The organism is Fusobacterium ulcerans (assembly GCF_003019675.1).
Taxonomy (GTDB): Bacteria; Fusobacteriota; Fusobacteriia; order Fusobacteriales; family Fusobacteriaceae; genus Fusobacterium_A; species Fusobacterium_A ulcerans.
The window spans coordinates 1,238,384-1,253,604 of record NZ_CP028105.1 but is presented as its reverse complement, the minus strand read 5'-3'; the positions used below and the strand labels follow the sequence as shown (position 1 = coordinate 1,253,604).

Sequence of the window (15,221 nt, the reverse complement as noted above, 5' to 3'; positions counted from 1 at the left end):
TCCTCCTATTTAACAGCTTCTAAAACGCCATTTACATCATAAACAGTAGCTTCATAATTTACAGAAAAACCATATTTTTTCATTGTATCACTTGTTACAGGACCGATAGAAGCAAATTTCATATTTTTTACAGCTTCAATATCTCCATTTATACTTTCATAAAAAGCATCAACAGTAGACGAACTTAAAAAAGTAACTATTTCTATTTTTGATAAAGTTTTTAAAACTTCCTCTTTATTTCTTACAATTTTCTTTGTGTTATAAGCTACCATTTTATGAAATTCTCTATCATAGATAGAGTTGAATTTGTCAGCATTACAAGGTGATATATCTGATGTTATTATTAAAATTTTATCTCCAGATTTTGTATAATCAAGAGATAATTCAGCAAGTTTAGAAACTAAATATTCATCAGGCATGAAATCAGCTTTTAATTTATAGCTTTCAAGAATTTCTTTAGTTTTACTTCCTACTGCTCCTATTTTCAAATGAGCAAGAATTCTTATATCATCTATTTTACTCATAAATTCTCTTACACCATTAGGAGAATTAAAAAGTACAGCTGAATAATCCTGAAGCATATCTTTTGAAACTGTTCCCAATGTAGATTCAATTTCTATGAAAGGAAGTTCCACAGCTATTCCTCCCATTTTTTCTATTTTATCTGAAAATTCTCCAGCTTGTTTTTTATCTCTTGTTACAAGAATTTTTTTACCAAAAAGATTTTTTTCTTCAAACCATTTGAAAGTTTCTCTTAAGTTGACTACTTCACCAATTATTGTAATAGCAGGAGGAACTATTTTTCTTTCTTTTGCTATATCAACAATAGTTTTTAAAGTTCCAACAGTTACTCTCTGATCTGATGTAGCTCCTTTTTCTATTATTGCAACAGGAGTATCAGAACATTTACCATTAGAGATAAGATCTCCCACTATAATAGGAAGAGTCTTTATTCCCATAAGAAAGACAAGAGTTCCTTCAAGTTTAGCTATTGCCTCAAAATTATGCCAAGTTCCATCTTCCATAGTATGACCAGTAAATACATGAAATGATCTTGCTACTCCTCTATGAGTTACAGGAATACCAGCATATGCAGGTACTGATATAGAAGAAGTTATTCCAGGTATAATTTCAAAAGGAATATTATTGTCATAAAGAGATTGGATTTCCTCTCCTCCTCTTCCAAAAACAAAAGGATCTCCACCTTTTACTCTTGCAACTATTTTTCCTTCTAAAGCTTTTTCTACAATTGTTCTGTTTATTTCATCTTGAATGACTCCACCTTCAGTATTTCCTTTACCTAGATAAATCATTTCAGCATCTTTTTTTGCAAAATTCAGTATTCTTGGATTGATAAGTCTGTCATAAACTATACAGTCAGCTTCCTCTACAGCTCTTTTTCCCTTTAGAGTAAGCAATTCAAGGTCACCTGGACCAGCCCCCATTATGTAAACTTTACCTTTGTTAGTCATTTATTTTCTCCTTTATGATATCTGCAAGTTTTTGAGCAGTTTTTATTCCTAAAGCAGCATCTTCAGTGATAGAAGCTGAATATCCATTTTCTCCTTTAAAATAGATACCTGTAAGAGTAATTTTATCTCCATCTAAGATACAATGACATCCCATAGGAGTGTGACATCCTCCATCAAATATTTTAGAAAATTCTCTCTCTATAACTACCACTTTTTCTATATCTTCATTATGAATAGATTTCAATATTTTTTTTACTTCATCATCATTTTCTCTGCATTGAATATGAAGAACTCCCTGAGCAGGAGCAGGAAGAAATTTTTCAGGATCAAGATACTCTGTTATCTCTTTTTCTAATCCAACTCTTTTTAAACCAGCAGCAGCAAGAAGAATAGCATCATAATCTTCATTCTTTAATTTGTTTAATCTTGTATGAATATTACCTCTCAATTGCTTTATTTCAAGATCACTCCTAAGATTTTTAAGATTCATTGTTCTTCTAAGAGAACTTGTACCAACTATAGCTCCTGCTGGAAGTTCCATAAGAGTTTTTCCAGACTTAGATACAAGAACGTCTCTAGAATCCTCTCTGTCAGGAACAGCTCCACATATTAACCCTTCAGGAGATACAACTGGCATATCCTTCATAGAGTGTACTGCAAGATCTATTGTTCCATTTAGAAGTTCAACTTCTATTTCCTTTGTAAAAAAACTTTTGAGAGATTTATCACTATTGTTCCAGTTGCTTACAAGATCAGTATCTCCACTTGTAACAATTTTTTTTATTTCAAATTCCAATTCAGGAAAATTATTTTCCAGCATTTTTTTTATCATTTCGCTTTGAGCCATTGCCAGAATACTTCCTCTGCTTCCAATTACAATCTTTTTTTTCATTTTATATAGTCCTTTCTTCATAATATTGAAACCATTTTTTTAGATTTATCATTTGTTTGTCAACCAGATAACTGTAACTATTCATTAGAGAGTCTCTTGTCTCTAAATTTTTGTTATACACACTCCAGATATCATCAAGGTTAAAAAGAGATACATTTTCAGGAGTACCTATTGTATCTTCTATATCTCTAGGAACAGCGAGATCAAGGAATGTATATTTTTTATCGCTATGGAGATAAGGAACTATCTCTTCAGATTTAAGTACTAGATGAGGTGCAGAAGTAGCACTTATTATTACATCGCTTTCTACAGCAGCAGTATTTTTATGTTCAAAACTAATAACATCTACATCAAAAATACTCTGTACTTCCAGAGCTTTATGATGAGTTCTGTTAGTTATTGTTATATTTTTTACATTTTCTTTTACTAACAGATAAAGAATAGCCTGAGCTAGATCTCCTACTCCAAGAATAAGAACTTTTTTATCTGAAAGAAAGCCAATAGATTCCTTGATAAATTTTAAAGAAATAGCTTCAAGAGAAAGAGCGTTATGGCATATTTTGCTTTCCGTTCTGAATTTTTTTCCAAGCTCAATAGCTTTATTAAATACAATATTAAGTATTTTAGAAGAGGTATTATTTTCCATGGCAAGTGAATGAGCTTTTTTTATCTGAGCCAGTATCTGATCCTCCCCTTTTATGACAGAGTAAAAACCACAGCTTACTTTAAAAAGATATTCAGCAGCTTCTTCTCCTGTTTTTATAAATATCCCTTTTTTGAATGAAAAACATTCCAAAAGTTCTTCAGTTGAAAAATTTTCTGCAACTTGAAGATAGAATTCTACTCTCAGACAAGTTGAAAGATTAACATAGCCATCTATCTTTTTTTGAGATAGGAGAGAATGTATAATTTCCTCAGGATTCTGATAGAGAAATTCTTCACGTTCAGACATACTTAATTCTTTATGGGATATACCAAAGACAACAAGTTCATCTAAATTCATTTTTTTACTCCTTGTGTGTAGCACTGTATATAAATTAACTTTCGCTCCTTATATTATATAATATTATAGAAGAAAAATTAACTTTTATTATATTCTTTTAGGAATAACCTTATTCAAATTTTAAATTTAAGATATATATTATTTCTATATATAAAGTAGATAAAACAATGATTTTATAACGATATTAATATAATGTATAAATGGATAAAATATATAAAAGAAATAATACTGAATAAATTGGAATTTAAAAATATATTGATTAACTTTTTTTGATAATTATAGTAAAATATAAGTATAAGCATAAAAATTCTTGAGAATTGAGAGGAACTAATGAAAAAATTTATAATAGAACCAGAATATGATGGTTATGAAATAGGAACATATTTAAAAGAAACAAAGGGATATTCTGGAAGAGGATTGAGAAATATAGAAATATATCTCAACGGAAAAAGAGTAAAAAATAATAGCAAGAAAGTAAGGAAGTTAAACAGACTTTTAATAAAGGAAAAAGACAAGGAAACTGGAATAATACCTATGGAGATACCTATCAAGGTAGCTTATGAAGATAAGAATGTACTTCTCATAGATAAGGAACCATATATAATAGTACATCCGACTCAAAAGAAAGTAGATAAAACACTTGCTAATGGAGTGGTAAATTATTTTCTAAAAACAACTGGAAAGATAATGGTGCCAAGATTTTACAACAGATTGGATATGAATACCTCAGGTCTTATCATAGTAGCTAAAAATTCTTTTGCTCAATCTTTTCTTCAAGAAAAAGGAATAGTAAATAAATTCTATAAGGCTATAGTAAAAGGAACAGTAGAAAAAGATGAATTCCTTATAGACCGACCTATTGGAAAAATAGGAGATGATTTGAGAAGAAGAGAGATATCTGTAGAAGATGGAGGTCAGGAAGCTCAAACTAAAATAAAAGTAATAAAAAGGTTTAAAGATCTTACTTTGATAGAAGCAGAACTTCTTACAGGAAGGACACATCAAATCAGGGCTCATATGGCTCTGGAAGGGTATCCTCTCTTAGGAGATGAGCTTTATGGTGGAGAAGACAAAAGAGCTAAAAGACAGATGCTCCATTCATACAAAACACAATTTTCAGATGTAGAGACAGGACAACTAAAAACAGTGGAAATAGATATCCCAGATGATATGAAAAAGATCTTAAGGGAGCCCAATGAATTATTCACCATCATCAGATAATGAACAGCTATAAGGAAAGCCAGCTGATGAACAAAAAGGATACAGAAACAGAAAACTAAATACAGAAAAGGTTAAAAACTATAAAACAAGAGATATGAAAGCAGAAAATAAACAAACTACATGATAAAAAACTAATCGCAAAAAGATTAAAATTAGTTCTGTCATATTAATTGACAAAGAGGCAAACATATTATATAGTTAATATAGAAAATAAGCAAAAAACTATATTACTATAAAAATAAAAAAATAATAAATTTTAGGAGGAATACAAATGGCAGTTAAAGTAGCAATTAACGGATTTGGAAGAATTGGAAGATTAGCATTAAGATTAATGGTTGAGAACCCAGAATTTGATGTTGTAGCAATCAATGACTTAACAGATGCACACATGTTAGCACACTTATTTAAATATGACTCAGCACAAGGAAGATTCAATGGAACTATTGAAGTTCAAGAAGATGCTTTCGTAGTTAATGGACATACAATCAAAACTTTTGCACAAGCTGATCCTAAAAACTTACCATGGGGAGATCTAGGAGTAGATGTAGTTCTTGAGTGTACTGGATTCTTCACTAAAAAAGAAAAAGCAGAAGATCATATTAAAGCAGGAGCTAAAAAAGTTGTTATCTCTGCACCAGCAACTGGAGATCTTAAAACTGTAGTTTACAATGTAAATGATAATATCCTTGATGGAACAGAAACAGTTATCTCTGGAGCTTCTTGTACTACTAACTGTTTAGCACCTATGGCTAAAGTATTAGAAGACAAATATGGAATTGTAGAAGGATTAATGACTACTATCCATGCTTATACAAATGACCAAAACACACTTGATGGACCACATAAAAAAGGAGATCTTAGAAGAGCAAGAGCTGCTGCTGCTAACATCGTTCCTAACACAACTGGAGCTGCAAAAGCTATTGGTCTAGTAATCCCAGCTTTAAAAGGAAAATTAGATGGAGCTGCACAAAGAGTTCCTGTAATTACTGGATCATTAACTGAACTTGTAACAGTTCTTAACAAACCAGTAACTGTAGAAGAAATAAATGCTGCAATGAAAGCTGCTGCTAACGAATCTTTCGGATATACTGAAGAAGAATTAGTATCTAGCGATATCATTGGAATTCACTATGGATCTCTATTTGATGCAACTCAAACAAGAGTAATGACAGTAGGAGACAAACAATTAGTTAAAACTGTTGCTTGGTATGACAACGAAATGTCTTACACTTCTCAATTAATAAGAACTCTTAAAAAATTCGTAGAATTATCTAAATAATTACTGAATTTGGAATAACTAAATAGAAATGAATAGCGGAACTTGAAGGTTCCGCTATTTTTAAAAACAAATTTGGAGGAATGAAAATAATGGCTAAAAAGATAGTAACAGATTTAGATGTTAAAGGTAAAAAAGTATTAATGAGAGTAGACTTCAATGTACCTATGAAAGATGGAAAAATAACTGATGACAACAGAATAGTTGCAGCTCTTCCAACTATCAAATATGTACTTGAAAATGGAGGAAAAGTAATAGCTTTTTCTCATTTAGGAAAAGTAAAAACTGAAGAGGATTTAGCTAAAAAATCTCTAAAAGCAGTTTCTGAAAGATTAGCTGAGCTTTTAGGACAGCCAGTTAAATTTGTACCAGCAACAAGAGGTGCTGAATTAGAAGCAGCAGTTGCTGGATTGAAAGATGGAGAAATCATGATGTTCGAAAATACAAGATTCGAAGATCTTGATGGCAAAAAAGAATCTAAAAATGATCCTGAGTTAGGAAAATATTGGGCTTCTTTAGGAGATGTTTTTGTAAATGATGCGTTTGGAACTGCTCACAGAGCACATGCTTCAAATGTAGGAATAGCAGCAAACATTGGAGAAGGAAAAACAGCAGCAGGATTCTTAATGGAAAAAGAAATAAAATTTATAGGAGGGGCTGTTGATGCTCCAGAAAGACCTCTAGTAGCAATACTAGGAGGAGCTAAAGTTTCTGACAAAATTGGAGTTATAGAAAATTTACTAGTTAAAGCTGATAAAGTTTTAGTTGGTGGAGCTATGATGTTCACTTTCTTAAAAGCTTTAGGAAAAAATACAGGAACTTCATTAGTTGAAGAAGATAAAGTTGAATTAGCAAAAGAATTACTAGCTAAATCAAATGGAAAATTAATACTTCCAATAGATGCTGTAGTAGCAAAAGAATTTAATAATGATGCACCTCATAAAACTGTATCAGTAGATGAAATTCCATCTGATGAAATGGGACTAGATGTTGGAGCTGGAACAGTTGAATTATTTACAAAAGAAATCACTGGAGCTAAAACAGTAGTATGGAATGGACCAATGGGTGTATTTGAAATGCCTAGTTATGCAAAAGGAACTATAGGAGTATGTGAAGCTATAGCTAATCTTAAAGGAGCAACTACTATCATAGGAGGAGGAGATTCAGCAGCAGCAGCTATAAGTTTAGGATATGCTGATAAATTTACTCACATCTCTACAGGTGGAGGAGCTTCTCTGGAATATTTAGAAGGTAAAAAATTGCCAGGAGTAGAATCTATTTCTAATAAGTAATAAATATATTTTCATAACAGCAGGGAGTGTGATATTATGATAAAAGAATTTGATGGTTCTTTGAAAATGGCAGAGGAATTGCTATTGATAGATAGATAGTGAATCTTTTCATGATATACCATATACTTCTGAAATGCTATGTGAAAAGATAAAAAAGAATGACCATTATAAAGTATTTGTATATTATGAAGAGAATATTCCAGTAGCCTATCTAGGTCTGCTTTATGTAAGCAATCTTCATTATGATGGAATGTGGGTAGATCTTATAGCTGTAAGAAAAACTTTTCAAAATAGAGCTATAGGGAAAAAACTTTTGAAATATGCAGAGGAAAAAGCTATAGAGAATGGTCTTGAAATACTGACTGGATTGGTTAAATCAGATAATATACCATCATTAACAATGTTCAAAAGAGCAGAATTTACATATGATGATATTGGATTTAAACTTTTCATGAAAGATATAGAAAAAAAGTAAGTATACAATCAATTATCTTAATATATTATGTAAGGAGTCTTGAGAAATCAGGGCTCTTTGTTTTTATAAAAGAATATTCTATAAATTTTAAGTTCGGGATTATATATCTATTAATAAAAATCAAAATTATACAAATTTAGATAAAATATTTTACAAATTTGTATAAAAAAGATATAATAGAAATAAATTAATATAGAAAGGTGGGAGTGAGATGGAGAAAAAAAAGGAATTTTCAAAATATCTTGAAAATTTTATGAGAAAAAATGGATATAATTTAGAACAAATTTCAAGAGAAACAGGAATCCCTGTAGCTACAATAGGGCATTATAAAACAGGAAGAAGAACTCCTAAAAATGACTTTATTGATAAATTTGTTTCTGGTTTTAATTTAAATTCTCAAGAAAAAAATGAAATTACAATGGCAATAGCTATTGATAGAACACCAGAAGTAATTAAAGATAATATTCTTGAACTGAAAAATGTAAAACCAATAAAATTGATGGAGGTTCCACTATTTTCAAGTGTTTCTGCTGGACTGGGGAGAGAAACTATTGCTGAACCTATAGATTTTATTTCAATACCAAAGACAGCTGGGAATAATGTAGTTGCTATTTTAGTACAAGGAAATTCTATGGAAGATACTATTTTGGATGGGTCTATTGTTGTTGTAAATACAGAATTGATGCCAGAGATTGGGGAAATAGGTGTATTTTTGACTAAAGGAAGCGATCATGCTGATGGATTGGTAAAAAGATTAAAATATAAAAATGGTGAGTATGTACTAGAAAGTGATAATAAGGAATATGAAGATTTAAGAATAGAAAATAGTGATATAACAGCCTATGGAAAAGTTATCCAGATAATAAATAATACAACTAAGAGAAGAAAAGATCCGTTGATGTCATATATAGACAAACTAGATATGAATGAAAGAGAAATGATAGAAAGTATGCTTAAAGGACTAATCGAAAAGAAAAAAGAAACTAAATAAACAGCAAAAGAGAATATTTTAAAATGAAAGAAAAATAATATAAAAGTTTTTATTGACTTTTATTATACAAAATTGTATAATAATTTTAAGATGATTTCATGAAATATCTAAAACCTATTAAAAACAGATTCAATAATTAAGGTAAACAATGTTTTCCTTGGTTCTTATGTTAATTTTCAAGGACTATGGTTATTTATTTTTAATATTTTTTTAAAAACTTATTATACAAAAAAGTATAAAAAGTTAAATTAATTTATCAGAGCATCAATATTTTAATATTAGGATGAACAAAATCTTTTATGTAAGAAATAAAAACTTTAATTTAACATTTGCAGATATGAAAATAAGTAATTGAAAATTCTGGAGAATTTAACATGAGGGCCTAAAACAAAAAAATACAGGAGGTATACAAAGTGGTAAATATAAAAGAAGTAGTACATAACAGCAAGGAAAGATTTTTAGAGGTACAGCCTAATGGTGCTGGACTTTACATTGGAATGCAGGCATATGAGGCTATAAAGAATGAAAGTGAATATACAGATTCAATGAAAACTATAATTCCAAAAATGGAACTTTTAACAGGAACACTAGCTGGAAAAGAGTTTACAGTCACAACAGGAACAGTAGAAGTAATGGCAGCACCTAAAAATGTTGTAGTAGCTCTATTTGATAAATCTGAATTAGCTGGATTGGCAACTGCTGAAAATTTTAAAGGAATGGCAAACCCTAATCTTGTTGAAATAGTAAAAGTAACTGCAACAACTGCAAGTTCAATTACGTTAGCAAATGAACCTGTAAATTCAGCTTTTATAAATGCTGTTTTACTTGAAAATGATGGATATATTGATGTAGCTCAAATAACAGATTTTTCATCTACTGAGCAACAGGCAGAAATAAGTACAAACAACAAACATTCAAATGGATATGAAAGTGCAATAGGAGGATTAAAAACATCTTCTATTGATGGAATTCAAGGATATTATCATCCAGATTTTCCATCTGTTGCTACAATAAACTTTGCATTTGATGGAGAATATACTATTAAAGCAAGACATGGAGCATTAAAACAAAGAAATACTCCATATATTGAAGGAGTTTATAAAGTCGCAGAATTTACACATTCAGGAACTCTAGATGGTGGAAGTGCACTGTCTTATACAGCAAGTTTAAAACTTCAATCAGGAATGATAGAAAAGAAAGTATTTCAATAAGGAGAATAGGGGAGGAATCCCCTTTCCCTTGTTCTTTTAAATGAAAATATTGGAATATTTTGATTTAAAAAAATAAGATGGGAGGCTAAATGAGAGTAGAAATAAATGATAAAGAATATAAATTAAAACTTAATTTAAGAACAAGAATAAAACTTTCAAAATATTATCCAGATGAGATTGAAATGTATAAAAAAGCAGGAATGGGAAATTTAGAAATTATTACTAAGATAATCTATTGTTCACTTCAGGGATCTCAACTTTCTTATGAAGAATTTCTGGAAAGTTATCCTGATATCAAAGAAAGCTATGAGATGTTTTACAAAGTTTTTCAAAAATTGATAGAAGATGCAGGCAATCCTTTAAATATAGAGATTAAAGAAAAATCAGATATAAAAATTGAGGAAAAAAAATCAGAGAAAATTGATTTTAGAGAGCTTATTATTACAGTGATGAGCAAAGGATATAAGCAGGAAGAGGTATTGGATATGACTTATTGGGATATAAATCTCATATTTGAAGCTGACTATAAGCATCTGGAAAGAGAGGTATTCCATACTAATGCATTAATTAATACAATAGCTGGGATAGTTGGAAGCAAAGAAACAATAGATATTCTTGAGAGAAAGAAAAAAGAAGAATATAGAGATTATTCAACATTTCATGAGATAGGAATATTGTTGGATAAGAAGAGAATAAATTAATATTTGGAAGGAGGGAGAAGATGAATGAAATAATTAGTGAAGGAATATTTGATAGAGATCAGGGAGATATTTCATCAAATATGAATTTAATAGGAAATAAGAATATAACTTCTAATTTAGAAGAAGAGAAAACTACGAAAATATTTACTAAAAAGAATGAAGAGATAAAATTGTTAAAAAAATTAAATTTAAGAATGAAAAATAATATTCAAGTATTGGAAAATCTAGGGCGTAAAACTATTTTAAGTAATGAAGAAGAAAAAGAATTAGATAAAGTTTTAAATGAATTTAATATACTTGATAAAGAAGTTGTTGATAAATTTAAAAGCTTTAAAGAAGGAAAAACTGGTATTTTAGAATATAATGATACCTTGGAAGGAAAGAAAAAAACATTAGATAAAGAGAGTGAAAATCTAGAGATTTTAGAAACAGCTTTTAATATAAAAAGTGAAAATTTTGCTATTACAGAATATAATATGGAACAATATGAAAAAAAAGAACTTGAGATTATTAATAAATATAACAGAGAAAAACTTGAAAAAACTAAAGAATTTAATAAAAAAACTAAAGAACTCTTAGATGAAAAAAATATAAAAGAAGCTAAGTTAACTAAAAAAAACTATGAAATGGAAATAAAAAAAGAAGAAGAAATTCATAGAATAAAACTTCGTAATTTTCAAAAACTAAATCCAAGAATAACAGAAAATGAACTTTTTAAAATAGAATGGACAGAAGCAGAAGAAGCAAAAGAAAAGAATAATAATATTTTTAATCAAATGCAAGAAAAAGATAGTGAAAATTTAAAAACAGGGATAAAGAATCTTTCGAGTATGTTTAAATTAGTTGGAGATATCACAGAAAAAGATTCTATAAAAAATATATCTGAAAAAATAGGTGCCTTAACTCCAGAAAAATTAGAGAAATTTTTTGGATCTAAAATTGCCAAAAAAACTTTAAATGTAATAAGAGATATAGCTCCTAAAAAATTAGTCGAAATTATTGAAAATAAGCCAATTCCTACTTTTGAAAAATTTCAAGAGGGGCAAAAAATAGGAGATACAGTAAGTTCATTCCTTGATGGAGGTTCTGAAGGAAAACTAGGAAGTATGATTGGAAGTGGACTAGGTTCTATTGTTGGAGGAGCTGTAGGAAGTAAAGTAGGAGGGGTATTAGGAAGTATTGGAGGTAGTTTATTAGGAAGAAAAAGCAAGAAGAAAAAAAAGAAAGAAGAAAGAAAACGAAAGGCTGCTCAGGAAAGATTACAAAGAGGATTAATATCTGGAAAGTACAAATGGGATGATGTTGTTGAAGCATATAATGAAGACCTTTTAAAATTGGGGACAGGAAGTTATATAGATCTTTATGATAAGGTTTCTGCAAATACTGATTATGATAATGTACTCTCAAGTCTTAATGGAGCAAAATCAGGTTCTGATGGAGTAAGTATGACTACATTGAAACAATTGATGCCTCAGTATAATGAACAACAGATAATGGATTGGTTTAAATCTTTGACTGGTGGAGCAGTACTGAAAGGAGATATTTTAAGTACAGGGGAAGGAAAGTATGGAGCTATTGATATTGGAGAACTTGCAAAACAAGTAACAAATGCTAATAGAGATCTTGAAAAAACACTTAAAGCAACAATTAAGGGAATTATAAATTTCTCAGCGGATAGTTTAGCAGCAGTTGTTAAAAAAGGTTTTTTTGGTGGTATAGAAGATCTTGGAAATGATATTGAAGGTATGCTTGCTGAAAGTTTGAAAAATGCTTTTATTAATACTGAAATGTCAAAAGTTTTATTCAATGGAATGTCAGATAAAGTATCAGATGTAGTAAAAGAAATGTTTGTAAAGGATAGTAACCTTGGAATTGATCTTGAAACAGGAGATTTAGAAAATTTATCACTTACACAATATATGGAGCTTATTAAAAAATATACAGAAATTTCTAATGAGAAACTGGAAGAATTATTTAGAGAACTAGGATTGAATGTGGATAATTTGACAGGAAGTATGAATAATCTGAATAAAAATATGAGTAAAAATGCAGTTCAAGGAATGTCTACAAATTTATGGAAATACAATTTAGGACAAAAAGTGACAAGTGAATTTAATGGCATATTTGAGATTGAGATACCTATAACTCTTGGAGATCAATTATTAGATAAGAGGATAATAAAAATAACAAGTGACAGCATAAGAAAAGCAAGGAGGAATAAGTTTTAATGAGAAGAGAAATTATAAAAGCAGACAACAGTAATCATGTAATAACAATAACAAAAAAAGAAGAAGAAATAACAATAGAATTTGATTTTGAACTTGTTCCTGAAGTAGCTCCTCGGTTCACTCTTCCTTTATGGGCTATGGGAAAAGAAGAGGAGTATGAATTTGAAGGAGGTTTTGTACTTAAAGCTGATGATACAGGAACAAGGGATATTCTATATAATCTTTTAGCAAGAATAAAAGGATATAAAGAATTGATATTTGTTTGTAAAACATCAGATGAATATAAGGGAGGATTCAAATACATTTCGCAAGCACTAAAAGATAATGGAATAATTATGAATGGGATAAGATTAAATTGTATAGCAAGTATTGATAATGCTAATTTTGCTACTATGTTGAATAGTACAAGAAATCATCAAGGAAACCTAATTATTTCCACTACATTTGATACTCAAAGAAAAAAAAGATTTAATATAACAACAGTGCCATTAGCAGATGTGGAATATATGCTTTACTCAGATATTTATTGCAATACCATAGAAGAGTTTGAAAAAGTTCTATACAGCGATATAGGGGGGTATAAAACATTTACATTATCAGGGAAAGACTACACAGTTATTTTGAAAGATGAGGTGAATGAGAATTCACAAACAGCAGTAATTGATGGAATGGTAAAAAATTGCAAAATCTATTCTTTCAGTTTAGAGGAGGTATAGATAATGAGAAAATTTCTAGTTAAATATGAATTCCTTGATAATGAAGGATTATGGAAAGACTTTACAGAGCAGGTTGTAGGGACTACAACTATAAATCTTGGAAATATAGCTGAAGTTGGAAGTGAAGATTTTGGAATAGACAGTTTAAAAAAGTTTGCTAATCTTACCATCCATAATGATAAGAATAAAAAACTTACAACAGGGCCTATTTTATCAACTAATCAATTTCAACTAGGAAGAAGAGTAAGAATAAAAGTAAGGACAGCAAAATCTGCAAATCACTACAATTTAAATTTAACTGGTGAAGATAAAACATATATCCTTTTAAAAAATATAAGAGGAGTAGAAGAAATAGATTTGGTTAGTGTCTATAATGAGGAATGTTCGTTATCACCTTTAGAGGCTGATTTAAAAATAGAAAATACTTCTCAAATGGCAAATGGTCTATATGTATATTTTAACAGAGTAGTAAGACAGTATGAAAAAGTAGGTTTTTTAATAATAACAACAGCAAGCGATTTAGATGCTGATAGAGCAGAATTTGAAGGGACAGGAGCAAGAGAATATTTTATTCCAAATGTAGATCCAGATATTGTTGAGATTTTAGGATATTATAAATATTCATATTTGCCATGGGCTATTGGATATTTTTCAAGAAAATATTTTTCAGATACATATGGAGTAGAATATCTCTATTTTGCTAAAGAGGATGATCCAGATAATTTTCCATATTATATAGAAAATATTACTAGAGAAAGAGATGGAATAAAAGTAAGATTGAATACAGAACTTCCAGTAAACGAAAGAATGGTAATTGGATTATTCTTTAATGCAGCTGAAGACATCATAATATTTGATGGAAAAATAAGAAGATATGAAGGAAGAGGTTATCATAATGTCTCTTTGGAATGTCAGGATTTTTCCTATGATCTTGATGTAATGGCAATAAATAAAACCTATTCTAAAGGAATGACATTTGAAGATGCAATAAAACAGATATTAATTGATAATAAAAGAGAAGATATTGAATTTTTGTATGATCCATATAATACAGCTACTTTGACAGAAGATTATTCTATTGAAGATACAACTATATGGGACTCAATACAAAAACTTGCACTCTCAAAAGGATGGAGTTTGTACTTTAGATATGACAGAACTAAAAATAAACAGGTGTTGATTTTTGAAGATACAATTTCAGCAAGCTATATAACTTATCAGCTTCTTAGAGGAGATGTAGTTGGAGAATTTAGCTATATAGGAGATTTAACAAGAGTGAGAAATATTGTGTCAGTAGTATATAAAGATCAGAATGATAGTAATAAAGTAAAAACAATAGAACTTAAAGATGAGGATTCAATACTTAGATATAGAGAAAACAGATTAACTTTAGGACTTGATTTAACAGAAAATATAATAACTACAAATGATATGGCTATGAAATTAGCAACTCAGGCATTGAAAGATTTAAAAGATCCAGTGGTAAATTATACAATTGAAACAACCTTAATGCCTAAATTGAAACTCAATGATGAACTGTGGTATATTCATGAAAATTTAACAGAGAGACCACTATTTTTGAGAGCGTATTCAATAGAACATGTAATATCAGTAGATGATATAGGAGAACTTCAATGTAATACTGTTATTACAGGAGGAGGAAAGATTCAATATAAACTTAATGAATGGCTGTATAATGACAGCAAAATAAAAGATGATAAAGAGATAATTATAGTATAAGGA

At 29.5% G+C, this 15,221-nt stretch carries 13 protein-coding genes; 10 read left to right on the top strand and 3 right to left on the bottom strand.

What is annotated here, in order from left to right; all coding sequences use genetic code 11:
• Positions 1–5: 5 nt before the first annotated feature.
• From cobA to hemA, 3 genes are read right to left on the bottom strand one after another with little or no spacing between them, the layout of a single operon-like run.
• Complete coding sequence (cobA, locus tag C4N20_RS05705; RefSeq protein ID WP_005979812.1) at positions 6–1,472, bottom strand: uroporphyrinogen-III C-methyltransferase; 1,467 nt, start codon at positions 1,470–1,472, stop codon at positions 6–8.
• On the bottom strand, positions 1,465–2,364 hold the full coding sequence (gene hemC / locus C4N20_RS05700) for a hydroxymethylbilane synthase (protein ID WP_005979810.1): 900 nt from the start codon (positions 2,362–2,364) through the stop codon (positions 1,465–1,467). The genes cobA and hemC overlap by 8 nt, the downstream gene beginning before the upstream one ends.
• Before the next feature lies 1 nt (position 2,365).
• Positions 2,366–3,367 carry a glutamyl-tRNA reductase gene (gene hemA, locus C4N20_RS05695; RefSeq protein ID WP_005979807.1) on the bottom strand — a complete coding sequence of 334 codons (1,002 nt, stop codon included), beginning with the start codon at positions 3,365–3,367 and terminating at the stop codon, positions 2,366–2,368.
• A gap of 330 nt (positions 3,368–3,697) precedes the next feature.
• Between hemA and C4N20_RS05690 the strand changes: the two genes are divergently transcribed.
• The 10 genes from C4N20_RS05690 to C4N20_RS05645 all read left to right on the top strand — a co-directional run bounded on the left by C4N20_RS05690 (position 3,698) and on the right by C4N20_RS05645 (position 15,218).
• Complete coding sequence (locus C4N20_RS05690) at positions 3,698–4,588, top strand: RluA family pseudouridine synthase (RefSeq protein WP_005979806.1); 891 nt, start codon at positions 3,698–3,700, stop codon at positions 4,586–4,588.
• A 271-nt stretch (positions 4,589–4,859) separates the two neighbouring features.
• Positions 4,860–5,867 carry a type I glyceraldehyde-3-phosphate dehydrogenase gene (gene gap, locus C4N20_RS05685; RefSeq protein WP_005979804.1) on the top strand — a complete coding sequence of 336 codons (1,008 nt, stop codon included), beginning with the start codon at positions 4,860–4,862 and terminating at the stop codon, positions 5,865–5,867.
• Positions 5,868–5,956: 89 nt separating this feature from the next.
• Positions 5,957–7,156, top strand: a complete 1,200-nt coding sequence (locus C4N20_RS05680; protein ID WP_005979802.1) for a phosphoglycerate kinase — start codon at positions 5,957–5,959, stop codon at positions 7,154–7,156.
• A gap of 133 nt (positions 7,157–7,289) precedes the next feature.
• Entirely contained in the window at positions 7,290–7,631 is a 342-nt protein-coding gene (locus C4N20_RS05675; RefSeq protein ID WP_005979800.1) for a GNAT family N-acetyltransferase, read from the top strand.
• 211 nt (positions 7,632–7,842) lie between these two features.
• Positions 7,843–8,622, top strand: a complete 780-nt coding sequence (locus tag C4N20_RS05670) for a LexA family protein (RefSeq protein ID WP_005979798.1) — start codon at positions 7,843–7,845, stop codon at positions 8,620–8,622.
• A gap of 413 nt (positions 8,623–9,035) precedes the next feature.
• Complete coding sequence (locus C4N20_RS05665) at positions 9,036–9,833, top strand: hypothetical protein (protein ID WP_005979796.1); 798 nt, start codon at positions 9,036–9,038, stop codon at positions 9,831–9,833.
• An 89-nt stretch (positions 9,834–9,922) separates the two neighbouring features.
• Positions 9,923–10,534: a hypothetical protein gene (locus C4N20_RS05660; protein WP_005979794.1), complete on the top strand. Its 612-nt coding sequence runs from the start codon at positions 9,923–9,925 to the stop codon at positions 10,532–10,534.
• Between the two features lie 20 nt (positions 10,535–10,554).
• Positions 10,555–12,762 carry a hypothetical protein gene (locus C4N20_RS05655; protein WP_005979792.1) on the top strand — a complete coding sequence of 736 codons (2,208 nt, stop codon included), beginning with the start codon at positions 10,555–10,557 and terminating at the stop codon, positions 12,760–12,762.
• A complete protein-coding gene (locus tag C4N20_RS05650) occupies positions 12,762–13,478 on the top strand; it encodes a hypothetical protein (protein WP_005979791.1) in 717 nt (238 codons plus the stop codon). Before C4N20_RS05655 ends, C4N20_RS05650 begins: the two co-directional genes overlap by 1 nt.
• Before the next feature lie 3 nt (positions 13,479–13,481).
• Complete coding sequence (locus tag C4N20_RS05645) at positions 13,482–15,218, top strand: hypothetical protein (RefSeq protein WP_005979789.1); 1,737 nt, start codon at positions 13,482–13,484, stop codon at positions 15,216–15,218.
• Positions 15,219–15,221 lie beyond the last annotated feature (3 nt).

Excerpts from the sequence above, each read along its gene's own strand:
- cobA (WP_005979812.1), bottom strand. The coding sequence starts at position 1,472 with ATGACTAACAAAGGTAAAGTTTACATAATGGGGGCTGGTCCAGGTGAC.
- hemC (WP_005979810.1), bottom strand. The coding sequence starts at position 2,364 with ATGAAAAAAAAGATTGTAATTGGAAGCAGAGGAAGTATTCTGGCAATG.
- hemA (WP_005979807.1), bottom strand. The coding sequence starts at position 3,367 with ATGAATTTAGATGAACTTGTTGTCTTTGGTATATCCCATAAAGAATTA.
- C4N20_RS05690 (WP_005979806.1), top strand. The coding sequence starts at position 3,698 with ATGAAAAAATTTATAATAGAACCAGAATATGATGGTTATGAAATAGGA.
- gap (WP_005979804.1), top strand. The coding sequence starts at position 4,860 with ATGGCAGTTAAAGTAGCAATTAACGGATTTGGAAGAATTGGAAGATTA.
- C4N20_RS05680 (WP_005979802.1), top strand. The coding sequence starts at position 5,957 with ATGGCTAAAAAGATAGTAACAGATTTAGATGTTAAAGGTAAAAAAGTA.
- C4N20_RS05675 (WP_005979800.1), top strand. The coding sequence starts at position 7,290 with ATGCTATGTGAAAAGATAAAAAAGAATGACCATTATAAAGTATTTGTA.
- C4N20_RS05670 (WP_005979798.1), top strand. The coding sequence starts at position 7,843 with ATGGAGAAAAAAAAGGAATTTTCAAAATATCTTGAAAATTTTATGAGA.
- C4N20_RS05660 (WP_005979794.1), top strand. The coding sequence starts at position 9,923 with ATGAGAGTAGAAATAAATGATAAAGAATATAAATTAAAACTTAATTTA.
- C4N20_RS05655 (WP_005979792.1), top strand. The coding sequence starts at position 10,555 with ATGAATGAAATAATTAGTGAAGGAATATTTGATAGAGATCAGGGAGAT.
- C4N20_RS05650 (WP_005979791.1), top strand. The coding sequence starts at position 12,762 with ATGAGAAGAGAAATTATAAAAGCAGACAACAGTAATCATGTAATAACA.
- C4N20_RS05645 (WP_005979789.1), top strand. The coding sequence starts at position 13,482 with ATGAGAAAATTTCTAGTTAAATATGAATTCCTTGATAATGAAGGATTA.